This window comes from Natronorubrum daqingense, assembly GCF_001971705.1.
In the GTDB taxonomy this organism is placed as follows: Archaea; Halobacteriota; Halobacteria; order Halobacteriales; family Natrialbaceae; genus Natronorubrum; species Natronorubrum daqingense.
Window position 1 is genome coordinate 42,899 of record NZ_CP019329.1, and the last position, 25,975, is coordinate 68,873.

Sequence of the window (25,975 nt, forward strand, 5' to 3'; positions counted from 1 at the left end):
AGTGAGTCTATCGTCGGTACCGCAAATCGCATCCGAGCCGAAATCTGCGTTCATCAAGCCAAATTTGATTGGGCTAAATAAAAAGTTTTGCTATAGGTATATTAGATTGAGCCTAATAAAACACCTGTGCTGGTTCCACAGTGGCGACACGCACGTGGTGGGCAATGTGTTGTGGGAGTGAGACTGGTTGGTCATTATCACCGGCTAGAACAGTGATCATCCCGAACGGTGCAACCTCACGGACTGTAAGTTCGGTTCCGGGAGTGATCTCATGGTCGGCCAGATATTCGAGGACTTCCGAATCCCGGTCGCTCACTTGTTCAACAATGACTATCGTATCCTCCTCAAACTCCGAGAGGGCAATCCCTGGTCCGCCATCCGGAAGTTCGAGCGTCGAATTAGGAATCGGATCGCCGTGTGGGTCGGTTTCTGGATCGTCAAGTGCCGCAGCTATACTCGTGACAAACTCGTCGCTGATGTGGTGTTCGAGCCGATCCGCTTCCTCGTGGACCTCTGCCCACGAATAATCGAGATGTTCGGTTAAATAAGCTTCAAGGAGTCGATGATGGCGGATGATTTCAAGGGCTACCCGCTTTCCATGTGCCGTCAGCGAGACGCCTTTGTACTTTTTGCGCTCGATGAGGTTCCGCTCTTCTAGTTTGTCGAGCATACTTGTCACCGTGGGCGCAGTCACGTCGAGTTCGTCAGCGATCTCCGATGTCCGGACTCTCTCCTCGTTCTCTTTGTGGAGGTGGTAGATTGCCTTAATGTAATCCTCCATCACAGCGCTTAGCATCATTACTTAAATTAGACATCCCTAATCCCTAAATATGTTGTCCCAAATTACGGGCAGTAAAAAATTAGTATTTCTGGAAGTCCCTAGACTTACGCCCAGTCCACCTTGACTAACGAAATGGATGGATCTCATCGCATAGTTGTAACACCGTCCACACACGCTCCACTCCAGAGGGTACTACCTTGGAATCAACCTTCATAAGGATGACTCGCACGTCGCCGTTGTGGACGACGATGGCGAGGTTGCCGAAGAGATTTATGTTACAGGTTGTAACCTGAAAATACCTCGCTCTTCGAAGCCCGTCGTTGAAGTCGGTCTATCATGCGGCTGAATCTGACTGAACTGTAGCCCATTCTAAATGCGGTTCGAGTCGGCCTCGAATCTCATAGTGTTATGTTGAATAGCCTGTCAGCCTCTGCTGAACAGGATAGCAGGGTCAAACGGGCACCACTCTCGATCTCTAATTGCTACATGGATATGTGCAATCACTCCGAGGAGAGGGAGTTCTAAGAGCGGTCCGATCACTAATGCCAGCGGGATGAGCGGTTCGTGTGGAAACGCGACAACGGCAATTGCGAGGGCTGTCGGTGAGTTCCGTGAGAGGATAGTATTGTTGAAACAAACCATCTCTTTGTAGGAAAACGAGAGCACTCGCCCGACGCCAAACCCGATGCCGAGGTTGATCGCATAGAAGACGATTACGGGAACAGCAAGGAGTGCTAGCAGTCCGGGATTCTCAAGGATCACCTCACCTTGCGAGGCGAACATCGCGCCGATAGCGAGGCTTAAAAAGATGATTTGGAGCGGGCTCAACTTCGGAAGGAACTGCCGATTGAACCACTGCTGGCCCATCTGACGAGTCAACCCCCACCGAGCAATTCCGCCGAGCACGAGCGGAACGATGAGCACGAGAACGACACTTTCGACCAGCAACTCCACCGGTAACGTAACCAGTTCGCCCGCGAAGACGTACAGGTAGAGCGGAAGTAGTATCAACTGGAGAACGAGGTTGTACGGGAGAATAGAGGTTGCCAGCGGTACATCCCCGCCCGCGATGTCGGTGAAGATGAGATACCAGTCCGTACATGGCGTCACCATCAGCATAATAAGTCCGACCCACAGGGCAGGGTGGTCTCGCAGAAATATCGCGTCGAGTGCCACCGCCAACAGCGGACTCCAGATGAAATTTATCAGAAGACTTGACCCGACCACACGACGATTTTTGAACGCCGACCGGAGTCGAGAAAGTGGAATTCCGGCGAACGCGGCAAACAGCATTACCATCAAAAATGGAAGAATCAGTTGGTCAGCGACAGGAGCGACGCCAGAAACCTGCCCCACTGCGAGGCCGCCGCCGATAACGACGAGAACAAACACTGTCTGATATTTTTCGACGAAATCCATTTTGTGAGAAGTTACGTCTGTTGCTGGTTATGCCGTTTGATTTCCACCAATACCTGCTCATGGGAACACGAGTCTCGGAATCAATTCCACGAAGTTGAAAAATAACAGTCAGTAGCTGTGGAACCCGTAAGCACCTCCTTTTCGGCCCTCGCTTCTAACCATTACCTATATACAATTTTGACAATTATCGTAGAACACGAGGAGGCTGACCAGTTGTAACGGCCAGAGAATATCAATCAGTTGGTGGTTTGTAGCTGCGAGCATGCCGAATCTCTGCGAGTCGGTACCGAATATTGATATAGCGACATAGGGTTTATTGCATTTTGGCCACTACCTGGCTGTATATTGCTTAACCCAGTTGTCTCATGCAGACAACTTGGTAAGCGGTATTCTTATGTGATTGTCAGTTGTAGCAGAACGTACGAAAATGATGGTCTTAGAATGCACCCACAACGGAGCAAGCGGCTTTCTCGAGTGGGTGAGCCGATGAACAGCGACAACAACGGCTCGGGCGGTACCTACCGATGATGGGGTTAATTATCGAGGCGGTCCTGATAATCTACATGTTGGCCTTGGTGATATGGCTCTGGAGAAACGGATGGTTTTGGTGAAAGACAACGATCGTTCACAGAACACGGCTACTGACAAATGACTGGCCAACAGGAACAGATCAATTGGTCGCGGAAGTCGCTCGAGGAACTGCAGTCCCTTTGGAATACGGAAATCGAACCGGACCTCGCCCGGGACGGCCTCGATCTCGACGATCGACCGACCTACCAGGAGATCACCGACGCTGGCTACTCCGGGATTGCCTACGCGCTTCGCGAGCACCATGATCTCACGCTGGCCCAATTCCTCGCGACCGTCGGCTATGGGTCACGGACCGACGACGAGGGCTTTCCCTGGGATATCGACGACGAAACCACCATTCGCGAACTGGAGTTGTACCTCGAGACCAACCTTCGACGGAAAGGCCGTGCGGAGAGTACCATCTCGTCGAAACGGTCCCGTCTGGCCCGATACGTCCGAACCTATGCCACCCAGCACGACAGCGCCGATATCGTCGCTCGAGTCCGGGCTGACGACGACCCACGGCGCGAGGAAAAGCAGCGGGTTCGCGCCGTGTTCGACACCTTCGATGTTGACCTCGAGAGTTCGGAGTCGAAGTACAAACACCTCACAGACGTTCGGTTGTTCTACGGCTGGCTAGCCGCCGACCGTGACGCCGCGTACAACCCAGCCCTTGGAGCACCGCATGAACACCGCTGGAGTGAGGACACACCGGATGCCGAAGAACGTGACCCGGCGGCGCTCGAGGCCGCCCACATCCGTGCCCTGGTCGACGCTTGTGAGTCGATCGACGAACACCTCCTCGTCATCGGGGCGTGTGCCTGGGGGCTCCGGCGCGGGGAGATCGCCGCCCTATCGATCGACCAGTTCCGGCCCCTAACTGAAGACGGACAGTTCGATTTTCAGGCTGACGATCCGCATATCGTCTTCGGGGAGCGAAAGAATGGGCCGGGACGGGTGACCGTCCACTACGGCCTCGAGACGCTGGTCGATCGGTGGTCACAACTCAGTGAACGGGAGGGCTGGGACGGCTCTCTCTTTCCGAGCTCGCACTCCGAAAGCGGGCACGTGAACCCGAACACGATTACCGCCCGATTCAAGCGGCTCGCAGAACGCGCTGACATCCGATTGCGTGGGGACACGCCGACACCGCAGTACGGCCGCCGGTTCTGGTATCGAACCTATCTCGAGGCGGTCCAACGGCTCTCGAGGCAGGTCCAAGCAATCGCGGACGAACAGGGGAGCGACGACGAACAGGTCGTCGTCGAGAACTATCTCGGAGAGGAGGAAGCCCGGAAACAGCGACGGGAATATATGGAGGAGCGGCTGTCCGTGGCGTTTGGGCCGACTTAGGGTAGCAAAGAAGATTCGGCTGTGAGTGGTAATGAATAGCGATAGGGCATTGTTTTCGGGCAGCGCCAATAATTCAAACTCATACTATAATGTAATTTGTACCATGTCAGTCACAATCACCATGGATGTTTCGCACGACGCTGCAGAGAACGGCGGCCACTATGCGGGCACTGTTGAGGCCACTGAGGAACTCGAAGACGCCCTCGATATGGCCGAAGGGCAATTCTGCTACTTTCGCTCGATGTTCGATGCAATGCGCGACCTACTCCCGTAGGTAGTGGCCGTATGCCCTGACCGTGATCAGGTCAACAATTGAATCCTTTCGAAAAGCGGACAAGCTGCGTCCAAAGAGGGGAGGGGGTTCTGAGTGGGCCCTAGTGTAGCTTCAAGCGTGAACGACCTATTTCCTGTATCTCTTACCGCAAACCGGCACTACTGATTGGTCATGCCTCCAGAAGGCCACACAACTATCACAATCAGCGATAGCTTGGCTGCAAAGCTGACCCGAATCATGGCACAGCATGATTGCTCCAGCTACGCTGAAGCAATCAAGTACGCCGTTGATACAACGCTCGTACAAGAGGGCGAAATCACAACACGAGAGCTTGTTCAGCTTCTCGCTGAACGAGTAGACAAGGTAGACGAAGAAGTTTTACAGTAATATTTACGGTAACTCCTAAATCGAGACTTGAAGCTACACTAGCTATCAGTGAATAGTGAGCTTGCGCGTGCGGATGTTGTGCACAAGGACGACGATATGTTCTACGGAGACCCGGGTGTGTTTGCGGACGTGGCCAGTCAAACCCCAGTCTGAGAGCGGTGTTTCTTCTTGTTTAGTCAACTGTTAGTAAGGAGTATGGAGTGGCAGGGAAAGTATGAAGATACTTCAACAACCACTCATCAATCACTTCAATCAATATGTCTGAATCCCCCTCCCCAACGGTTGGTTCACGAAATGAATTCGTTGAAAACGTAATCAACGAATATACCGACCTCTACAGCGAAATCGAGGAGGGCGATCGTGCCGAGCACGACCTTATGCCTCGGCTAGTAGACCACCTGTTCGTCAACGCACTTGGGTGGAACAAAGCAGATTACGAACAAGAGGATGACTGGAACGATGTCAGATTCTTCGACGCTGACCGCAATCCTGTGGTGATCGTCGAAGGGAAACGTCGGGACGTGAACGTCGAGGAAGGTATCGAACAGGTCTTTCGGTACGCTTCCGACACTCCGTACGCGCAGTACTTCATCAGCACCAACGTTGACGAGTTTCACGTCTACGAACGCTGCAACGGCAGCGATCCGAACGCTGTCACATACCACGGAATAAGTGCACAACTCGTCACGAAAGTCCCGTTTGAAGGGATTTGCAACCGCGTGAGTGGCGGTGCCATCAGCGACGAACTTACTATTGATGAAAAGCAGGCCATCAAGAACCTGTTCCGCCTGCGCAAGGAGGAAGTCACCAACGCAGAACGATATAACGACTTCACACTCGGGAGCCGACAAGATGTTGATAGTGACGAAGGATTCGATAACCTCATCGACTCCCTTCGACTGTGCCTCGAAGACTACCTTCTCCCGTACACGCTGTCAGCATTTGATGAATTCGACCGCAGGTACCAGGAGTTTGAGCGGGAGCGGGAAGATCTTGCAGAACAAATCCAGCGCCTCGAGGAGAGCGGCCATGACGATACCGAGATTGCTGAACTGGAGGACAAACTCGCGGAACTGAAAGACGAATACGAGATTTACAGCCAGTTTCGTTCCGACTACGAGACATGGGTGAAGATGTCGAACCGTCAGGAGAACGATGATGATGAGAACAAGGAGGTGTTCTGTCGGGAGAGCGTCTATGTTCAACTGAACAAAATCCTGCTGATTCGAATTGCTGAGGACAAACAGCTTGTTAATCAAATGGTATCGAATGGCGGTGTACATCATTACTTCGAGTTCTGGGACGACTACACCAGGTATGTCGATCGAGACTATATCGACCTGTTCGAGACCGCCTGTGAGGAGTTGGGTGAAGTCTACGACTACCTGTACTCTCGTCGATTGTTCGATTGGGGGATTCAGGACGACTCAGAGCTTGATGACGTGTTGCAGCGCACGCTTTGGCATTTGAACCACTACGACTTCGAAAGCGTTGACAGGGACGTTCTCGGACACTTGTATCAGGAGCACCTTCCGCCTGAAGAGCGCAAAGCGCTTGGTGAGTTCTACACTCCGGTTGCCGTGGTTGACCTGATTCTCGATAGTGTCGGGTACACTGTTGATAAACAACTCGAGAAAGAGGAATACGACCTGATTGACCCGGCGTGCGGATCAGGAACGTTCCTTGTAAGGGCGGCAAACCGCTTGCTTGAACGTCTGGACAACAAGGGCGTGCCACCGCGAGACGCTATCGAAATTGTTCAAGAACGCATTCACGGTCTTGACCTGAACCCGTTTGCGTGTCATATTGCCGAGTTGAACCTGCTATTTCAGGTGATTGACCTGTACAAGGACGTCAAAGATGACGATCCAAGCTATACGCTCGACAGGTTCCATATCTATCGTACAGACAGTCTGCGTGTCGAAACACAAGAAAGCTTGACAGCACTACACAGTAGCGAAGTGCAACGCCAGTATCGCGAAGAACGCAAGCAGGCGTCGAGCGTGAAGACGCGAAACGACTACGGATTCGTGGTAGGGAATCCGCCGTACGTCAGGATTCAAAATATCCAGAAAGGCCCAGCACGTGACGAGTACGACGAGTACAAGACCGCTCACTACAACTACGATATTTACATTCTGTTCATGGAACGCGCAGCGGATTGGCTGGCTGAGGACGGTACGCTCGGGTTTATTGTGTCGAACAAATTCACCGAGAACCGCTACGGTGAGAAAATTCAGGATTTCCTCATTCAGAACTACAGTATTCGAGAAATCATTAACTTCGGTGACGTGAGCGTGTTCGAAGGCGTTCAGTCCTACCCGATGATTTTTATTGGTGACCGAATCAACAAGGATGAACCGTTCCGGTCGTCTGACGACTTCGAGCTGGTAGAGGACTACACGTTCACGTATGCTGGCGTCACTGAGGAACTTCCTGAGATTACGCAGACAGCACTGAATGGCTCAAACGGTAACGGCTCTGACGCACGTGAACGGGAGGAAGAAGGTGGGAAAATCGCTGAGTTGATTCGAGCGAGCATGCCGGAGACACCTGGATCGACACCGCCAGGTGAGGACGTGTTGATGGAGCACATAGAGGAGCTAGCGCCTGGCGTTGATGTGGCTCGACCACCTTTAAAAGTGTATCCTATGAAGGCCACCACACTACTGGAAGCGGACGAGTGGCAGTTCATTCCCCGAGACGAGTATGACGTGATAAATTCGATGGAGGCCGGTGGGCGTGACTTCGGGGAGTATGATGAGGCGATTGCAAAGAACGGGATTCAAACCGGCTCGAATGACGTTTTCCTGATTGACGAGGAAACAATTGAGGAATACGGGATCGAGGATTCAGTGGTATTCCCAACATTAGGTGGCCGGGACGCGACTCGGTGGTACACGCCCGCACAGAACAAGTATATTCTGTACATGACGCCGGACGCTGACCTTGACGAAACTCCGGGTGCGAAACAGTATCTGGAGGACAACCGGGAGGAATTGGAGTCGCGGTATTGTGTGAAAGAAGGGAAAAAGTGGTTCCAGCTTGCACGACATCGGCCTGGTTTATTCGATCGTGATAAGGTCATTACCCCGGACATCTGCTATTACAACAACTTCTTCTACGATTCAGACGTGGAATTCTATGCGCTCAACAGCACGTATGTGATGTTTGCTGATGAACTGCCTGAAGAGTATCTTGTTGGGGTGCTTAACAGTGATGCCGTGCAATTCTATATGCGTCGGACAGCACCGCAATACGGGAATGACTATCTTCGGTATGTGACAAGCTATCTCGAAGAGATCCCGATACCTGAACCTGATAAGGCGGACAAGTCGCTTGTGGAGTCTGTAACCGGTAAAGCGTCGGAGTTGAAGCAGTTGTCGAGACAATACCAAAAGGCTGGTGAACTGATTGAGTCGCCCGAGTTGGTGTTCGAACGTGAGGACGTGGATAGGTCGTCGTTATCGTTTGCTGGGTATATTGATTCGATGGATTTTGCTGGTGAAGATGCTGACGTGTCACCCAATATAGATGGAACGACGGTGCGTCTGAACGTCCAGGATAAAATCGAGTTTGTGAGTGAGAACGCTGCTGAGGCGTTTGCAAAACTGTTGAGAGTTTTTGATGTGGAGTCTGGAGGAGAGCTTGAGTCGTTTGACGCTCCGTCGTCAGAGGATGATCTGCTTGCTGTTATCGATGCATTCGAGAGCGCGGAAGAGACGTTGGATGATACTAAGAGTGCAAAAGAATTGGAGGAAGAATTGAACAAGGCAGTGTATGAACTGTATGGGTTTGATGAGGAGCACCGCGAGTTAATTAGTGAGCGTGTGGAGAAACCGGAGAATCCGCTTGAAGCGAAGGTTCGATGAAACGTTTCAAGGAGGGTGACTCGGTGCGGATCGATATCCCGGATGAGACTGGCACGGATTTTGAGCGTCTGCATGGGTGTGAAGGCTCGTACAAGAGGACGGAATCACAATACGAGAGCTTGTTCAGCTTCTCGCTGAACGAGTAGACAAGGTAGACGAAGAAGTTTTACAGTAATATTTACGGTAACTCCTAAATCGAGACTTGAAGCTACACTAGGTGCGTTCAGAACTTATGCAAACCACTCCAATTGACGAGGAAGTTAAGAACCTGGTCTTCGTGGATCGAACTGTCTGCTTGCAGGGTATTAGGCACACCTTCTGCAAGCAGACACCCTTCCTAGTTACTTACTATTTAACGGAGGGTCTCACGAACAACTCGGCGTAGTCAAGTTGCTTTGTGAAGTACTGAGACTGATCCGTAAAATAGACGTTCTTACCAGGTTCCCGATCTTCTTCTGCGATTGAAATGGCGAGAGTGTCTTCGGCGTTACGAGGGTGATATAATCCCTTAGCAGGCATAGTCGCTAACTCGAGTCCAGCGAGTTGAAATTGTCGGCATTACGTATATTATCCAGAGTAGACGTCGGTTGAAGCGGGTTACTCGACCGACGAGAACTCCGCTAATGAGGCGTCATCCGGGTGGTCGCCGCGGTCGTGGTCGTTCGTATCTGGGTCGGCGGCTTTGAACGCCCGCGACTCGGTGAGCGTAAAATGCGACCGGGCCGCCGTAACCAGATCCCACGCCTCACTCGGCATCGAGCGTCCATCCGCGCCTGGACGACGGGACGCCATTGTCTCGGTTCGCAGTTCCCGAAGATCGTCGATGCACTCCGATTCGTACCACTCGAGGGCGTCGAAAATCGGTTCGAGCGTCCAGTCACGGCCTGCAGGTCCACGAAGGAACAGCGCTGCCACAGCGTCGAGAAAATCGTCACTGACCGGCTCTCGAGTCCCGTTGCCGTCCTCGCGGTCCTGACCGAACCAAAACGGTCGGTCGCGCGTCCGGACAGCGACGGGGCGCTCTTGAGTCTCGGTCTGTCGGTACAGCGCCCAGGACTCGGTGTCTTCGTCGACGCGAAATGCGAACTCCGGGTATGAATCGCTCATGGCGTCTGCCCCGCTGGTGTTCGCTGGTCGGTCTCGATCTCGTCGACGTACGTAAAGCCCTGATTCGGCGGCTCCCGCGGTGGCTCGAGGTCCACCTCCCAGAGCGGCGTGAACCAGATTCGACCTGTTTCGACGCTTCGAATCTCTCCGGCGGCGACGATCCGGCCGTCGACCTCGAACCAAATCCGCTGCAGAACACGGGTTTGTTGGGGTGTCCCGTTGACGGTCCAGTAACACTGGTGGCCGTCGGGGACGTTCTCCTCGAGTTTGTGATCGATCTGTTCTTCGGTCGTGTGTACGAGTACGTCCTTATACTGCATGTCTGGGTCGGGAAGTTTGTCCATCGTCGCTGGGCCGTAGTCGAGTTGTTTCTCGTAGTCGTCGCCGTTGCGCGTTCCAATCTTCGTCACTGTGTAGCCGTCGTGCCGTTCGGCGGTTGGGAGTTCCAGCGCCCGGACGATCGTCACGCCCGCACCAACGCGATTGTCGACAACGCGCTCGCCGTCAAATTCGATCGTAGCGAGCGAGTCGCGGGTGTTGTTGGTCGTATCCTCGAGTACGGCGTACGCACGCGCGAAAAAACGAGCGTCTTGCACGGTTTTCGCGGCCACGCGGTAGTACGCACCGTGCATTCCAGCGGACGTTGACGCGACGAGATAGACGCTGTAGTCGTCGGGCGGCAGTTCGTCGTGGTACACGTCCGGAAACTCGAAGCAGTCCGGACAGACCCCGGTTCGCTCGAGGTAGTTCGGATTTGTTTCAAACACGTCGTCACAGCCACTGCAGGTAAGCTCGGTCACGACGGACCAGCCCACGTTGTGGCAACACGACTGTCTATATCGGAGTGTCTGCTGCGTGCCATATGTGAACATTACGTTAATAATATCTAGCCGTTTTGGACGCCAACCCGATCGGGATTGAAACGCCGAAACGCTTGGCGTACGGTCGCCTTTTGGTCGTTTCGCGTCTCGACTCGAGTATGACCGGGGACAGTGGACGGTCGGACACAGAGGACACCGAGGCGTCCCGTCCGTCCTTACGCGAGCAGATCAAACAGCAGGCTCGAGAGTACGGCGTGGACGTCGACGACCTGTTGATCCAGAGTCGGCGGCGCGACCCGATGTTCAAGGGGACCAACGGCGACCACGCGAAAGCCGAGTGGTTTGCCGATCTCTGGGAACAGGCCGTCGCTGGGCGTGACCAGCAGAGCATCCACGTCCGCGGGGTCCACTACTATATCGTCATGTCGACCGACGAAGGAACGACCCTGAACATCGATCAACTCCCCGTCGCGTACGACCCAGACGAACTCGAGCAACTCGAGGGGCCGGTTCGACCGCCGACGAACTGTTCGTGGGACGAATACGCGAACACGGACAAGTGCTATGACTATCTCGAGGAAGCGGCCACGCTCGCTCGGATTCTGGGCTATATCCCGTTGGATGGAATCCACGACAACAAGCACAGTCAACTCCTCGTCACGAAATACGGTGATCACCGAGCACAGGCTGACGTATCCGATTTATCGACGCCGACGGGCGTCTCACTGCCGTCATTGCCACGTGAGGGTGCGTGTGCGGAACTCGAGTTCGACGAGCCCGATGAGTTCGCGGACTATCTCGCCGACCAGGTGATTGACGAGGCGATCGAGCAGATCGAATTTGACGCGACCTCGCAGGCACCGTTCCACGTCGAAATCTGGTGTGAGAAAGGCCTTCCCGATTACATTCACGCACTCGCTCGCGAGTTAGGCGTGAACGTCATCGTCGAGGGCGAGGGCGACCTGTCGCTCACGATTGCGAGTGAGTTCGTCCAGCGCGTCGAAGCAGCCGGAAAGCCGGCTGTCGTCCTTTATCTGTCTGATTTCGATGTGATTGGTGACGGCATGGCCAGTGCGATGGCGGGTAAGGTAGCTTGGTTGGATGAACGCGGTGATCTCACCCAACGCGTCTGTATCGAACAGGTCGCTGTCACACAAGATCAGGTCGAGAGGTTCGGCCTTCCGCGAAAGCCGATCAGCGAGAGTGAGTACACTGGTACGGGCGGGAAGGCCTACGACACGCTCGTCAGTGAGTGGGAAGAACGCAAAGGAGCGGGGGCATGTGAACTGAATACACTCGAGCAAATCCCCGCACTGTACAAGCAGATCGTTCGTGACGCCGTCGAACCATACCGAGACCCTGGACTCGAGGACAAGAACGAACTCGCGCTTCGAGAGTGGCGTGCGGAGCTTCGGGCAGTGATCCGCGAGCACGTCGACGAAGCCGGGTTTCCCGAGCACGTTGACGACCTCGAAGCCTGGATTGGGGCGTGGAACTCCCGACTCGAGGAGATCGAACCCGTGGTGACAGACCTGCGACAGCGTACTCGCGATGGATTCTATGCCGAGTGGCGCGACGCCGTCGAGACGACGCTCGAGCATACCGAGTGGCCGACCGTCACGGTCCCCGAGGGCGAGGGGATGTTTCCCGACGACCCACTGTTCGACAGTGATCGAGCGTACCCAGAGAACGTTGCTCGAGTGCAGCGACACAAAGAAGGCGAGTAATCGGTCGGGCACGTCTGTATCCATATCCAGTATCTGGATACTGTATCTGACGCGCGTATCTGTGATCTCTATCTGGAATAGGTTTCTGTACTCACCGTCTGTCGTGGCTCTTCGTGATGGTACTCCCCGATGGACATGTCCAGACACTCCACCGGACACCACGGCGTCGGTCTGACTGCTCGGACTATTACCTAGCCGCGAGGACGATACGTTGTACCCGCGTACAGGAGCGCGTGTCCGCGGACAACTGGACAGCGAGGTTTGTGCAATCAGAATTGCCGGTGAATCGGCTGTTTTCGGCTGTCTCGAGAACCGAGGTGTTTGTCCACTCCGATTTCCGACGCGTTGGACAACACTCGAGACGGTGTCCAGTTAGGAGTGGACAAAACCGTCTTGTCCGGACAACGTTAGGTCGTCATTAGGTTGTCCCCGCCGACCTTGCTGATTTCGTTTTCCTCGAGCATCGCCTCGAGTTGGGAGTCGGCTTCCTGTCGTCGAATCCCATCGGCTTCCAGGCGGTCGAGAACAGTCTCTCGATCGGCTCCGAACGACGACGGGTCATCGTTTTGCAGTTCCTCAACCTCTTCGTAGATTCGCTCACCGAGTTCGTCCGGTGAGAGTTGATCGGCCAATACGCCTTCCTGGTGAGACTCGATATCCCACGTTTCGAGATAGGTCTCGAGGATCGATTGCTTTTGAATCCGACCGGTATCGTAGTAGCCGACGAGAGAGACGTGATCTCCCGGTCCGACGCGGTCGACGAGGTCTTGCGTAAGATAGACGATGAGTATTGGCGGGTCGTCGTCGAGATTTGTCTCTGCTCGCTGCAAAACGATTTTCCGGTAGTCAATCAGGTCCGAGCGCTCGCGTTTGAACAGAAACGGCCCCGACGATCTCTCACAGCCCATGCACTCTGCGGGTTCGAGCATTTTCCCGTAGGATTGTGGGACGTAGTTGACCGTCCCGCACTGATGGCAAGATAATGCAGCCTCTCGAGCGAATGGCTTTACGCCCTCCATCTCGACGATCTGGCCTTCGATCGTCACGAGGCCGCCGAGATGGGCAGTTCGTTGCTTCCCAACGCGGAAATGGTACTCTTCGGGGATGTTGTGCACGCGAACGATCGATTCGGGCATGTCGACGGTGTCCCACGCTGTGAGTGCACCGGTGATCTTCCCACGGGCGACTTGTGGACTCGAGAGGAGCGTGTCGGCGACTGTCGTGTCGTAGTCGTTGATCTCCTCCCAATCGAGTCTGACCGACCGCTTCGCGGGATAGTGGCTGTTCACCTCGCGAACGATTCCTTCGAATTCGTCGCGGACGAGCGTGTGATACGTCTCTTCGATGTTGTCTTCGGTGTAGGTTATCGGCATGATTACTCCCGTTCGGTCGTCGGTATGAGCGACAGATCCGTTTGAACACCGTCTGGCCGCCGATTCTCGAGAGCGGCATCAACGTGCTCGCAATTCACATCCATCGATTCGATTTCAGCCGGGAAATCCTGTGAACACAGATACCAGTCCCCGACTTCGGGCGCACCGTCGTCGTGAACAGTCGCGTCCGGTAGCGATACCCACCAGTCCGCCTCGAGTGCATCCGTCGGATCACGTCGCACACGAGCGCCCCATGCCCGCCCGTATCGGTCGCGCCAGTGTTTATCGGCAGATCCAACACCGCAGGGTGCGGGACGGAACTCTATCGGCCACTGCAGGCACCCATCTGCGATCAGCATCCCGACCCCCGTTTCGAACGTTTCCAGCGCCTCTTTTTGTGCACTCGATAGCTGGTGGGTTCTGTCAAGTGCATCGATCGTTTCACGGCTGGCTTGTACGACGAATTGTGTCGGCATATTCGACCGAACCGGGTGATGTACTCTGGACAGTGAATTAGCACTCCCAAGTAGCAAAATCCGGCGCGAACCGCCCTGTACCGCAATCTGTTGTACTGCTTTTCTGAGGCTCTTAACTCGGTCGGGGTACTGAGTGTGTTGTAGCTGTGCTGGTGCAAGCTCCTCGAGTCCACGTGCCTCGAGACACACCCTCGGGAGGCGAGGGTTTTCGTCGCGTGCCCTGTAGATGAGGCGCAGCCACAGATCCATGAGCGTGTATTTCAGCCCCGCTTGGTCTTCGCGGAGGAAACTACAGCAAAGGGCTGCCCCCTGCTCTCGATTCTCGATGACCGTTTCCATATCGATGTTCGTCGACGCTGTTGGCGACGCGAGTACGTCGTCCGAAGCGAGTTGGGCGATTCGATCGGCGGCTATCTCAAGCGCGGATTCAGCATCTATCTCGTGGGAAACAGCGTATGTGGCTGTCGAATCGTTGTGCTCCCGATCTTCCTCTATTTCACTCTGTTCGATGGTCAGTTCCATCTCCGTAGCAGACTCCTGTAGCCGGGAGACCAGATCCGAGATGGGGCCACCATTCGACAGCGTTTCATCGAGTGCTTTCTTGACTCGATTTTCAACCAGGCTATTCGTCCCTGTGACACCTGCAATGCGGAGGATTAGTTGGGGCGTGAGTGTATCAACCCCGATCGTGAATTGGGTGAAATTCGATGGGAGATGATCAGGGAGATCGTTGGTTGCTGGAACAAACACCTTTGTCGGCATTCCTTCTGGTGTCTGTTCGAATTTCTCAAGCGATTCTTTGACTGACGGATCATCGCTTGGTGTGGCCAGCAGTGGCGTCTCCATTCGACCATCGTCGTGAACCGAGACGTAGCTATACCCGTGCTCGTCTTTCAGGTTCTTGCCGACCGACGCCAGGAACGAATCTTTTCCGCGCTGGGGAAGCCCTGTTGCGAGGATGTGGCTGCAGTGTTCGTGTGGAATTGTGATCCCAACATCGTCGCCGACAACGTAGTCGTTCGAGACTGGTTTACGACCGATGGGTGTCGGCGATTCTGGTGCTGTGGACTTATACGCCGTTTCTATTGAACCCATATGAACGGGTTCGAACCTCATCATATCTACTACGGAATTGAGGTGATCGTTATTCTCGGCTTGTACGTCTGCCTCGGAGTTGCTACTGTTTGATTTCATTTGATTGGGTTAGGTTGTGGTGTGATTGTAAGACGATTTTACTGACGGATCTGGTTCTGGCGGTGGCTTCCCGCTTCTAAGCAATCTGCTGGACATTTGCCTACAATTTCTCGAGTTCGTCCTCGATATCGTCCCAGTCGAGTGACGCCGCTTGCTTGCCGATCGGCGTCGGGATGTACCGTTTCCCTTTCTTCGACCAGCACTCGCCAAGACCGTCGTCTGCCGACCAGTAGTTCCGCAGCGTCGACCCACTGTAGGAGAGATGGTCGGCTACGTCGCTGATCGTCGTCAAGTCATCGTGTTCGGTAAGCACTTCGAGCGCTTCGAGCAGTTTCTCGCGCTTTTGGTCTTTGGCCTCGAGCCACGAGTGCAGCGGTTCGGGAACGTTGTAATCTTCCGCAATATCGCCGATATTCGACTCCACATCGTCGACAGACAGCGAGACACTGCGTTGCTTGTTCTGGTGGCCACTGGGCTGCAAGAGTAGGTCGTTCGGTATCTCGTGTTCTCGACGCTCCTCGAGTGCCGCGTCAACCCACTCGCGGCGCTCGTCGGCCGGCGTCTCCATGAATCGGCCCGGAACCGGCGCACCGTCGCCGATCGATACGTCGACGTCTTCTAGATCCTCGGGTAAGAGGAACCACTGGCCGATCTCCGGCGTGCCGTCAGTGTCGAAGTCGTGCACGCGACAGTCGACGACGTTGACCCACCACTCGAGGTCTTCGTCGCCACGCCACGAATCGGTATCGTGCTCGCGAACGCGTGCACCCCACGCGACTCCGTAGCGGTCACGCCAGTGACGGTCACCGAGACCGAGTCCACAGGGTGCGCCACGGAGTTCGACGGGGTAGTCGGGTTTCCCCTCGGAGATGATCATCCCCCAGCCGATATCGAACTCGGAGAGCTGTCGTTGCTGTTCCCACGAGAAATGGTGGGTCTTGTCCAGTGTGTCGATTTCGTCCTCGCCGAGTTGGAGCAAGAACTTGATGGCGATGTTCGATCTGACCGGCTTGTACACGTCGTTCCATTTCTGCGTACTGCCGAGTAAGAGAATCCGCCTCGAGCCACCCTGCGTCGTCAAGAAAAAGATGGTCTGACGCAGCGTTTTGATATCCGATTTGTACCGTACGTCGGCCATTTTTGACGGTGCGATGTTCTTCAATTCACGGATCTCTATACAAACGCGAGGTAACCGGGGATTCTCGTCTCGCGCCTTGTAGATCAATCGCAGCCACAAGTCCATGATGACGTACTTCAACGGCTCGAGTCCGGAGCCCAGAAAGTTACAGCAGAGCACCGCCGCCCGGTCCTGATCGGCGATGATCTCGTTCATATCGATGTTCGTCGCCGCCGATGGCGACGTGATCAGGCCTTCTGCGGCGAGTTGGGCGACGCGCTGGGCTGCCTTTTCGAGAGCGCTTTCGGCGTCCATTTGGTAATGAGCCGTGTAGGTGGTCGTCGCCGATTCACCAGCCCGTTTTTCCTCGATTTCGGTCCACTCGATCGTCGCTTCCATCTCACGGGCATAAACCTGTAGCCGCGATACTAACTCAGAGACCGATCCGCTGTTCACAAGCGTTTCGTCGAGCGCCTTCTTGATTCGGGCTTCGACGGTCTCGTCGGACTTAGTGACGCCGGCCAGTCGCAGGATAAGATGGGGCGTGAGGGTGTCGATGCCGATCGTGAACAACTCGAAATTCGAGGGGAGCAGGTCTGGAACCTCGCCCATCGACGGAACGAACACGTCCGCCGGCATTGCATCGGGGCCTTGGCCCATCCGCTCGAGATTATCCTGAATCACTTTCTCGTCGTTCGGAATGCCGATCATCGGCGTTTCCATCCGACCGTCGTCCATGATCGAAATGTAGGAGTAGCCGTGCTCACTCTGCAAATTCTTCCCGAGGGAGACAAGCGTCGAGTCCTTCCCGCGGCGGGGAAGGGCGATAGCCCCGATATGGTCACACGACTGGTGTGGAATTTCGACAACGCGATCCTCGAGATCGACAGCCGAGTCCTTCGCGATACGGAGCCGGCCTACAGGCGTTGGTTCCTCAACAGTGGTCCGAGCACCGGGTTCGTCGATCGGGGCGAAGCGGACTGGTGCATACCGACTCGTGTCGACGATCGAATTGAGGTAGCCCAGTTGCTTCGAAATCTTCGTTAGCGTCTCGAGTTCTTTCTCTGCGCTCGGGGGTGACCCGCCGCGTGATCGGATACGGTCATGACTATGGAATCTCGATTTGGCCTGGTTCTCGAGATCGTCGTAGTCGGGGTTCAACACCTCTGGAAGACTCGAGTCCCGTTTGATGAGCCAGTGTAGTGCCAACAGTAGATCATCGGCGTGATAGTCGCCTTCGCCAGCGAGTGCTCGACGCGCTTCGGTGAGCAGATTCCGGATGAGCGCTTCGTGTTGGGCTTGCGACCGGCGCTTGCTTTTCTCGAGGCCTTTCTTCTGGAGGTTGCCGAGTGCGGTCTCGATATTCGTCGAGTCACTGGCCTGGATCGCGTCGTAGCGAGCGAGTTCGGTCTGTGTTTTCTTATCGTCGTCAGTTGACATCGTCTTGGTCACCTCTCAAATCAGGGTGAACGCCTTCGGCGAGCAGTTCGGTGCGGTGCTTAGACGGCGTGGCCCAGAGTGTGAACAACCCGAGAGCGACGGTCTGTGCCGCTGCCGTCGTAAGTTGATACCGGAGCGGGGGAAACCGAAGCGGAGTGATCGTAGGTATCCAGAAATACCAGCCGAGATCCCCGTGTAGTCGCCAGCCACCGACGGCGTTACTCACAGCGGCAACGATCAGCAGGACTGACACAGCGCCGAACAGCCAATACGACACGTATGCGTCCGAGGACTCACACGCGGTCTTGAACCGCTCGAGTCGGCTTCTGAACATGCTATTCACCTCGAATCCGCCTCGAAATCTCCCACTTCAACTGTGGAACAATCCCAGATTCGTAGGCGAAGACGACCGTTAGCGGGGCCAACACGAGGATTGCGCCTGTGACCCCGCCCTCGATATACGCAACAACCGGCGTTAAGGCGGCCCCCATTCCGAACAGGAGCCCCGTCAGCGCCACGTCACCCAGCGACCAGCGTTCGTCGGCCGGTCCTGTCTTTGTGTCTTCCTCAGCGGTTGTGTTGTGATCGACCATCGATCACGCACCTCCCTCTGCGACTTCCGCTGGATCAGCACCGTCGAACAATGCTGCAGCACGCTCTGTCGGCACGAACCCGGTCAGACTGTCTCGAGGGTCAACCTCGGGGAGTTCGTACACTGGGTCGCCCTTCCGATCAGAGAATCGATCAGAGAACTGCGAGTGACGCTCCGACATATCGGGCAGTCGGTTCTTGTCCGCGGGGAAGACGAGCGTGATCTTTTGAACCTCGCCCGACGCGTCGACGAACTCGACGTCGCGCTCGTCGAGAACGTGGGCTTCCTCGACAAGATAGCGGTATTCCTCGCGAACAATCTCGGGGTCGTTCCCGAGGCGTTTCTCGATTCGAGACGACGTTGGCTGCTCGATCACCGACCACGCGAGTTCCGCTTTCGCAATTAAGTCGTCCTCGGAGCCCCGAACGGTCTCTTCGAGGTCGCGCTCAATTTCGGGCTCGAGGATGTTGTCTCGGTAGCCCTGCAGATTCGGCTTCATTTGCGCCAGCGCACGGGCGTAGTGCTCCAGGTCGGACGGTGCGACACACTCATCGGAGACATGTTGGAACATCGTTCTCGAGGTTTTGCGAACGAACTCGTCGCGATTGTACGACGCGTAGCGACGGCCGGCGATGAATCCAATGTAAGCAGTCACGTCAGCCGTCTCGACGCGCTTGAACTGACCTGCACAGTCAACCCAGTGTGAGCGACTGGTATCAGCCCGATAGCTCTTGAGGCGGCGTTGACGGCGGCGCTTGACGAACCAGAACCAACTCAGTCCGATAATAGAACTCGTCGCCATGAACAGCAGGTAGACCAGTGGGTGTGTCCAGAGTCCGACGGCGAACACCTGCAGGACGAACGTGATGCCTGCTGGCACGCCGAACTTGAGCGCTGCATCGCCCGTTCGGAACCCACTCTGGAGGTCCAGATACAGGTGCTTGATCTCCTCGTGGAAGCGCACTCGCCATGGGATTTCCCGGTCTTCGCGTGTGTTTGCAGGGTCAGATTCGTGTTGGTCGGAGCTGTAGTCGAACTCGAATTTGGGGTCAGCCATCACCTCGTGGACGGCGTCAGAGAGATCGATGGCCGCACGATATCCCGTCTGGACGTTCTCGCGAAGCGTCGCTGCATCGGTACAACGGTCGTCTGGCGAGCCCGCAAGCTCGTCAAGTTCGGCACGAATTGCGTCGAGTTCCTGCTCGATTTGCTTGCACTCCTCGAGTAAGGCCTCGGCTTCGTTCACTGCCGCTTGCGAGTCGTCGTCCATCAGATCGACCATCGACGCCGCGTCACTGTCCGCGTCGAGAATCTTCGCGGGGTCGATCTCCCCCTCGAGTGCGTCATCGAGGAGCGCGTCAATCCGATCTGTTTTGCGGCCGTACTCGTCGACGAGAGTACCGTGACGTTCAGTTAGTTCGAACAGGCGGTCGGTCTCTTCGTCGGCGTCGTCGACGAAATCGTCGTGGCCAAGATCGAAGTCATCGGCGTGGCAGACTTCCTCCCAGAAATCGACCGTGTCATCATCGTAGTCGCCCTCGAGTGCCGCATCGATTCGGTCTGCAATCTCGGCTTGCGTGTCCTCGGTTGAAGAGATGACGCGCGTACAGCCATCGGTCGTCTGCACCTCTTCGCGAAGATGTTTGATCGTCTCCTCGGTCCAGCCAGTCACGCTCGCTGAAATGCGAGCGTAGCGCCCGCGTTTGAAGAACACCCAGCGTCGGGTGAACCACGCTGCAAGGACTGGGATCGTCCAGACGCTGGTGAGCACCTGGAGCAGTGGCCCCATGACCGGTTCGGACGAGCCCGAGGTATCGACTCGAGCGTTGAGGATGAGCCAAAAGCCCAGTGCAATGATGCCGAAGAGAACGAACACGACGAGCGTTGCGAGGCGTCGCGGTGCCTTCCGTGGATCGCCGAAGAGGCGGTTCGAGAGTCGGGTGAGCAACGACGCCGAGCCGTCGGTTGTCGTCTCTGGATCTGCTCGATCGAGGATGGAGAATCGTGATCGCATGGTTAGTCACCTCCAGCGGCGTGTCCGGTTGGCCCTGAACGCTGTTCTGGGCGGGCTGCGTTTGACGACGTTTCAGCGTGTTCGTACTGCCGTTTCCCGGAGAGTCTGGCGTTCAACTCTTCGATCGTCCGGCGGGCTTCACGAACTTCGTTGCCGCGGTTGTACTCTTTCTCGGCTACCAACAGAGCGGATTCGATGTTTGAGAGGGCCGTCGTTGGGGCCAGTCGGCCCTCGAGAATCAGTGGTGAGAGCCACGTCTCGCTTCGCAACTGCTCGACGGTGAGCGGGTCGATCTCTTTCAGGTCGTCCACGCCGTGATGGGCAAAGACCACGTTGCCGTCATCGTCGTACTCGATCTCGCCGTCTCGGTTCGTTTTAACGATGCCTTTGCAGACGGCCTGGACCATGTTGTCGACCGTTTCAATATCGACTTCGCGCCAGTATCGGGCGGCGTTCGTCCCGATTTCGTCGACGTTCTGGAGTGAGTGTTTCGCCGCTGCATTCCGGCGTTTCTCGTAATCCTGTCGAATCACTTCACGCATGATCTCGCCACGCGATTCGACGCGCTGTTGCAGGCGGAGAATCCAGCCATGCTTGCGCTCGAAGTAGTAGGCAATGCCGGCGATGATCGTGAGGGCGACGACCCACGTCACGAAGTTCTGTGCCGCGGTGAAAAGCAACGTAAGGAACATCAGGACGTGTTCGGTGAACAGCGAGTCGAACAACTCTGCTCGCTCTTCCGTGTCCTGAACGTAGTCGATAGCGCCCTCGGGTGATTCCTCGTAGCCTTCGGCCTCGGCCTGTTCAACCGTGTAATCGATGAAATTGCTATACGCTTCGTACTCCGCCGCCTCAACGGATACGTCGGTATCTGAGGCGAAGAGGTCGATCGTATGGTCCGAGCCGTCTTCGAAGAACAGTTCGGCACTGTAGAGCGAAGCGTCCTCGCCTGCGGCATCGTCGTCGTACTCGACACGGATCATGTGGCCGTCACCGATCACTTCGGCATCAGCCTGTGATTGATCGATTCGAACGGTGTCAACGGGCTCGGAGACGCTGAACGTCGCGAACGGCCCTGACGTGTTGTACACTTCGTCCGAGGCCTCAGTCTCGACGTCAAGGAAGTCCTCATCGTAGGTTTCGGCGTCGATTCGGACGCTCTCAGCCTGTGTTGGCGCGTCTGAGTCCTCGCTTTCGTTCGTTTCGGTATCGTCTGACTCGTTCTCACTGTCGCTCGTCTCGTTGTCGTCTGGATCGTCAGTCTGCATCAACATCGCCACTGACGGCGATTGTGACAGAGAGTCCGTCTCGAGGGACGGCCCGTCTGCGGCCACTGGTGTTGCAGCAAGGACGGTCCCGACGAGCAACAGACAGAGGAACAGGGTGAACAATCGCGTCGCTACTCGGTGTGGTGTCGGTTTGCTCATTGGATTGGTTGGATTAAGTTAGTCGCTAGACGCGGCTCGTGGTCGGCCACGACGGTCGCTGTCGTCTCGATCGTCGCGATACTGATGACGCGGTTCGTCCTGTCGCAGCGCCTCTCGAGATTCCGTCACTCGCTTGAGGGCGTTGTATTCCTCGTTCGTCAGGATCTCCTCGACCTCGCTTAGATTCTCCGAGAGGATTGCGTTCGTGATCTTTTCGCCTTTGAGTTCTTCCTCGAGTTCGTTGACGTCGTTCTTGAGATCCTGTATCTCGGATTTACTCTTGCGCTCCGAGGGGACAATCTCGTAGTCCACCGGTCGATTGGGGTTGTTGACTTCGTCGACCTTCTTTGCGCGGATCGTCACCTCGCCAGTGACTTCATCCCAGACTGCCGAATCATCGTTTGGAACCTCGTAGGTCACGATATCGTCCGGTAGCCGGTAATCAGAATCCCGTCGCTTTGGGTCGTCCGCGATTAATCGAGGTCGCCAGAACAGTCCGAACACCTGTCGGCCCTTGAGTTCCGCGACGATTCGTGCCCCATCGCCAGTTTCTCGAGTCAGCCGACGGTCGAATGTGATCGTTTGACGAGAGTTACCCTCGTCTTGCTCTTTCATGATCTGGAGTTCGCCGGCTTTGCGGTCCTGTTTGGCCTTGAACCAGACGCCGCCACCCACACAGACCATGCCGAACACCGCTTGCTCGAGGTAGCCTGCGTAGGCGGCTTCGGTCGGTCGGCCAGTGGCTGCAATCTGGTAGGACGCAATACCCAGGTAGACGAGGAAGACGAGAATCGCGCCCATGAACGCCTGCGTCATCGGTGTCTGTCTCGTCACCCGATGTCGGAAGCCAACGCGTCTGTGGCGCTCTCTGTTGGTCATCTCGAGGCGTTCCTCGGTATCCTCGCTATCGCGTTCGTCATCGCCCAGTGACGTGGTCTTCATGACGACGAAATAGAGCCCGAAAAGGAGTACGAGGAAGACAACGCCGCCGATCGCCGCCGATTGCAGGTCTACCATGCAGTCTCACCGTCGATGTTGAGTGCCAAGGGGTGTGCTCGAGAGCCGATCATTCGTCTTCGTCCTCCTCGTCGCTCAGCACGGCCTCGATCGTCGATTCAACCGTCTCTTCTGCATCTGGTGGTAATGAGTCCGATTCGGAAAACTCGGCTTCGACGCCCTCGGCGTCTGCTCCAGTGGGACTGACCGGCCCAGAGACGACGCGATTCGCTCGAGCATTCAGTTCGTAGCCCGTTTTCAGGAAATTCGCGTGTGAGTCCTCGTATTCGTTGAGTTCGTCGAGGACGATGTGGCAGTCCTCTTCGATTGCGAGGTCCGATAACTGCTCGACGACCTGTTCGTCCGTGCGAGCCGTCTCGAGGATACGCTTGATCGTTTGCGTTCCGCGATAGCCTTTGACCATCGGGCACGCGACACCGTAGTTCGGACAGCCCTCACAGTCATCGTGAAAGGCATCGGTTGGGTCATCCACGCCCCGGTGGTCGCGCATTTTGTTGCCGCGTTTGATCTCTCGCAGCCGGGATTTGACGGCTTCGCCGACGCTTCCAGCCGGGACATCGACCGATTCGCGAAGCCACTGGTCGATCTCGGTGTAGAGTTCGGCGTCTTCGTCGCGGACGTATTCGTAAACGTTGAACAGGCGCTGTCGAACTTCGGATAGTTCCGTTCGATCTGTCTCTGGCTCGTCTGCCGATGTGCTCTGCTTGCGCTGTCTGTTGATGTACGTACTCATAGTGTTGGTTTGGATCTGGGGTTCTGGGTTCAGTGTCTCTCGTGTGAGTCTGCAGTCGAATTGTCTCGCAGTTCGTGATCTAGCGGTGGATCGACCTCGAGTGGAAACTCTGGAATCTCTCCGACCGGGAAAATAACGATCACACCGGCATCACAAACCGCGGCATACTCGTCGACGCCCCGAAGCGGATTCTTCGGCGAGCGGCTGAATAGGACGTTGAAGTACAACTGCAGCGAGTCTTTGTTTGTCGTTACGGAGCCCGTCGTCCACTGTCTGGAATGAGTCATGTCATTTGCTAAGTGGGAGTTATAACCGCTCGCGAAAGCGAACTGGTCAGTTTGAGCGGTCGTACGGATTCCAGTTGGCGACTCGGTGACGCCAGCCGCCTGGATTCATCTCGAGGTCGCCGTTACGGACTCGGCGAGCATTCGAGAAGAAAAAGTAACTCCACAGCGCGACGATCGCGATCCCGGTTCGGTAGTAGCCACCGAGAATGGTGAAGACGCCGACCGCTATCCACGCGATATTGAACGGGATACGGGCGATGCTCTCGACCGTCCGTGAGCCATCGTGAAACTTGAAACTCAACAGCCAGCCGAGTCCGAGAGCAGCGAGGACTGTCACGCCGACGATGGCAATTTCACTCATCGTTGCCCCCTGAGCCCGAACCAGAACTCGAGGATTCGCCAGTGCTTTGTTGTGACTGGGTCTGTCGTGCCTCGTCACTACTCGACGTTCGCGAGAAGGGGTTTAGCCCCGACGCACGACGCTGTCGGCGCTTGTCCTTCCGTGCGTTCTTGCCCTGATTCGTCACGAGCAGGTACTCTGGCATGAACTCGAGGGCTGCATAGGCGACGATCAGCCCGATGACGATCACGGTCGTGATGATCCAGCCGCCTGGATGCAACAGATTCGCGAACAGGAACAAGACGATGAGGACGCCGACGACGCCTTGTACGAGATTCATGGCATCACCTCGGGTTCGAGTGGTGGTCCATCACTCGCTGTCGCAGGCGTCACGGAGAGGATATCGAGGTTGATCATATCCGACCAACCGGCAGTGAACGACCGGAAGTCCTGTTGGAATTTGTCGATGAGGTTCGGCTCGGCCGTGAATTCGATTTCGACCTCGCCCTCATCGTAGTTGCTCGTGTCGAAGTGGAACTGGACGGCCTCGCCGCCATCGGTCGTCCGATAGAAGGCTGGGTCGTCGCTATCCGTCGAGATGGGTTTCCAGTCATCATCCGGGCCAGTTCGGTAGACAGCGTGCCAGTCGTCGATCGACTCGTCACCCTCGTTGTTCTCGAGTGGCACGGTTTGTATCGACCCATCGCTCGAGTTCATCCGATACTCACGGTCCTCGAGTTCATCGTTCGAGAGTGGGTTTGGGATTCGATCAAGTAGGCCACTATCCGTGTCCGTGGCACTGTCCTTCCACGAGATGCCTAAAACACGGACGCGATTCGGTGCGAACGTCACTTCGGATTCAGCCTCCATCTCGTACGTGATCTCCGTATAGGACTCGTCACGCTCGAAATCGTGGGTATTCTGCCAATCCGATGTGACTTCGTCGTCGGTATCCGACACCTCACCCACTTCGGCCGGTGGGATGATATCAGGATGGACGTGCATGGAGACCTCGACTGGGTAGGAGTTTGGATTCTCGCCTTCGACGCGAACGAACGCGTCAGTCTCCTCGATCGATGTTTTGACGTTTCGATCCTCGAGTTCGACGCTCGAGGTGTCGTTGAACTCCTCGTAGAGTGCCTCGTCGTCCAGGTAATCGTCGTGCGTGACTGCCGCGACATTGCTGTCACTGTCGTTATCGCTATCCTCGCCGGCCACGACACCGGCTCCGAAGCCAGCAACGACGAGACTCGAGACGAGCAAGATCACGAGCGCGAGCGTGATGAGCGTGCGTATGTTCGCCTGTCCACGCCCTCGATCGTTCGGTGACCGACCGGGCATAACTCGGAGATAGCGGTTGTGCAGCCATTTCCCCGCCTCGCCGCAGGCCACCCACTCGAAAAAGGCGTTGAGACGATCGAGTGGGAACAGCACGCGAGCGAGGAGGAAGACACCGATGCCGCCCAGCGCTGCCATGATCGGTGCGTTTCTCGTCGCCGAGACGGCCGTGAACACGATGAATAGCCCCAGTAAGAGCAGTTGCGATCCAAGGACGAACAGTGTGCGCTCGCCTCTCCGAAGCGCATTCGCTATGTCAGTCCGTGTGCCACGGCCTCTCGGCCCGTTGTTTCCTTTTTTCCTCGACATGATTTTG

General features: G+C 55.9%; 20 protein-coding genes. 4 read left to right on the forward strand and 16 right to left on the reverse strand.

Annotated elements, in window-relative coordinates; genetic code table 11:
- Positions 1-112 precede the first annotated feature (112 nt).
- A complete protein-coding gene (locus BB347_RS17595) occupies positions 113-799 on the reverse strand; it encodes a metal-dependent transcriptional regulator (protein WP_071401728.1) in 687 nt (228 codons plus the stop codon).
- A 405-nt stretch (positions 800-1,204) separates the two neighbouring features.
- The gene (locus BB347_RS17600; RefSeq protein WP_076584427.1) at positions 1,205-2,200 is read right to left on the reverse strand and encodes an arsenic resistance protein; all 996 of its coding nucleotides are present in this window, start codon (positions 2,198-2,200) and stop codon (positions 1,205-1,207) included.
- A 648-nt stretch (positions 2,201-2,848) separates the two neighbouring features.
- Here BB347_RS17600 and BB347_RS17605 point away from each other — a divergent pair.
- The 3 genes from BB347_RS17605 to BB347_RS17620 all read left to right on the forward strand — a co-directional run bounded on the left by BB347_RS17605 (position 2,849) and on the right by BB347_RS17620 (position 8,656).
- On the forward strand, positions 2,849-4,123 hold the full coding sequence (locus BB347_RS17605) for a tyrosine-type recombinase/integrase (protein ID WP_076584428.1): 1,275 nt from the start codon (positions 2,849-2,851) through the stop codon (positions 4,121-4,123).
- Positions 4,124-4,226: 103 nt separating this feature from the next.
- Complete coding sequence (locus BB347_RS17610) at positions 4,227-4,397, forward strand: hypothetical protein (RefSeq protein ID WP_157525016.1); 171 nt, start codon at positions 4,227-4,229, stop codon at positions 4,395-4,397.
- A 644-nt stretch (positions 4,398-5,041) separates the two neighbouring features.
- Positions 5,042-8,656: an Eco57I restriction-modification methylase domain-containing protein gene (locus tag BB347_RS17620; protein ID WP_083687846.1), complete on the forward strand. Its 3,615-nt coding sequence runs from the start codon at positions 5,042-5,044 to the stop codon at positions 8,654-8,656.
- Positions 8,657-9,253: 597 nt separating this feature from the next.
- Here the strand turns inward: BB347_RS17620 and BB347_RS17625 are convergent.
- Both BB347_RS17625 and BB347_RS17630 read right to left on the reverse strand, forming a co-directional pair.
- Positions 9,254-9,763 carry a hypothetical protein gene (locus tag BB347_RS17625; RefSeq protein WP_076583912.1) on the reverse strand — a complete coding sequence of 170 codons (510 nt, stop codon included), beginning with the start codon at positions 9,761-9,763 and terminating at the stop codon, positions 9,254-9,256.
- Positions 9,760-10,563: a hypothetical protein gene (locus BB347_RS17630; protein ID WP_139327058.1), complete on the reverse strand. Its 804-nt coding sequence runs from the start codon at positions 10,561-10,563 to the stop codon at positions 9,760-9,762. The genes BB347_RS17625 and BB347_RS17630 overlap by 4 nt, the downstream gene beginning before the upstream one ends.
- Before the next feature lie 179 nt (positions 10,564-10,742).
- On the opposite strand from BB347_RS17630, the gene BB347_RS17635 reads away from it, so the two are divergent.
- Positions 10,743-12,311, forward strand: coding sequence for a hypothetical protein (locus BB347_RS17635; protein ID WP_076584153.1), 1,569 nt, complete (start codon positions 10,743-10,745; stop codon positions 12,309-12,311).
- A gap of 407 nt (positions 12,312-12,718) precedes the next feature.
- On the opposite strand, the gene BB347_RS17640 is transcribed toward BB347_RS17635, so the two are convergent.
- The 12 genes from BB347_RS17640 to BB347_RS17700 form a co-directional block, all read right to left on the reverse strand.
- Positions 12,719-13,684 carry a minichromosome maintenance protein MCM gene (locus BB347_RS17640; RefSeq protein WP_076583916.1) on the reverse strand — a complete coding sequence of 322 codons (966 nt, stop codon included), beginning with the start codon at positions 13,682-13,684 and terminating at the stop codon, positions 12,719-12,721.
- Positions 13,685-13,686: 2 nt separating this feature from the next.
- Positions 13,687-15,354: a hypothetical protein gene (locus tag BB347_RS17645; protein WP_076583918.1), complete on the reverse strand. Its 1,668-nt coding sequence runs from the start codon at positions 15,352-15,354 to the stop codon at positions 13,687-13,689.
- A gap of 100 nt (positions 15,355-15,454) precedes the next feature.
- Positions 15,455-17,911, reverse strand: a complete 2,457-nt coding sequence (locus BB347_RS17650) for a hypothetical protein (protein WP_076583920.1) — start codon at positions 17,909-17,911, stop codon at positions 15,455-15,457.
- Positions 17,901-18,245 (reverse strand): hypothetical protein, encoded by a 345-nt coding sequence (locus tag BB347_RS17655; protein ID WP_076583922.1) that lies wholly within the window; start codon positions 18,243-18,245, stop codon positions 17,901-17,903. The genes BB347_RS17650 and BB347_RS17655 overlap by 11 nt, the downstream gene beginning before the upstream one ends.
- A gap of 1 nt (position 18,246) precedes the next feature.
- A complete protein-coding gene (locus BB347_RS17660) occupies positions 18,247-18,504 on the reverse strand; it encodes a hypothetical protein (protein WP_076583924.1) in 258 nt (85 codons plus the stop codon).
- A 3-nt stretch (positions 18,505-18,507) separates the two neighbouring features.
- On the reverse strand, positions 18,508-20,517 hold the full coding sequence (locus BB347_RS17665) for a hypothetical protein (RefSeq protein ID WP_236996026.1): 2,010 nt from the start codon (positions 20,515-20,517) through the stop codon (positions 18,508-18,510).
- A gap of 2 nt (positions 20,518-20,519) precedes the next feature.
- Entirely contained in the window at positions 20,520-21,944 is a 1,425-nt protein-coding gene (locus tag BB347_RS17670) for a hypothetical protein (RefSeq protein ID WP_076583927.1), read from the reverse strand.
- Between the two features lie 18 nt (positions 21,945-21,962).
- Positions 21,963-22,961, reverse strand: coding sequence for a hypothetical protein (locus tag BB347_RS17675; protein WP_076583930.1), 999 nt, complete (start codon positions 22,959-22,961; stop codon positions 21,963-21,965).
- 49 nt (positions 22,962-23,010) lie between these two features.
- Positions 23,011-23,694, reverse strand: coding sequence for a hypothetical protein (locus BB347_RS17680; protein ID WP_076583933.1), 684 nt, complete (start codon positions 23,692-23,694; stop codon positions 23,011-23,013).
- A 333-nt stretch (positions 23,695-24,027) separates the two neighbouring features.
- Positions 24,028-24,342, reverse strand: a complete 315-nt coding sequence (locus BB347_RS17690; RefSeq protein ID WP_139327059.1) for a hypothetical protein — start codon at positions 24,340-24,342, stop codon at positions 24,028-24,030.
- Entirely contained in the window at positions 24,335-24,661 is a 327-nt protein-coding gene (locus BB347_RS17695; RefSeq protein WP_076583938.1) for a hypothetical protein, read from the reverse strand. The genes BB347_RS17690 and BB347_RS17695 overlap by 8 nt, the downstream gene beginning before the upstream one ends.
- Positions 24,658-25,797 carry a hypothetical protein gene (locus BB347_RS17700; protein ID WP_211137181.1) on the reverse strand — a complete coding sequence of 380 codons (1,140 nt, stop codon included), beginning with the start codon at positions 25,795-25,797 and terminating at the stop codon, positions 24,658-24,660. The genes BB347_RS17695 and BB347_RS17700 overlap by 4 nt, the downstream gene beginning before the upstream one ends.
- Positions 25,798-25,975: the final 178 nt, after the last annotated feature.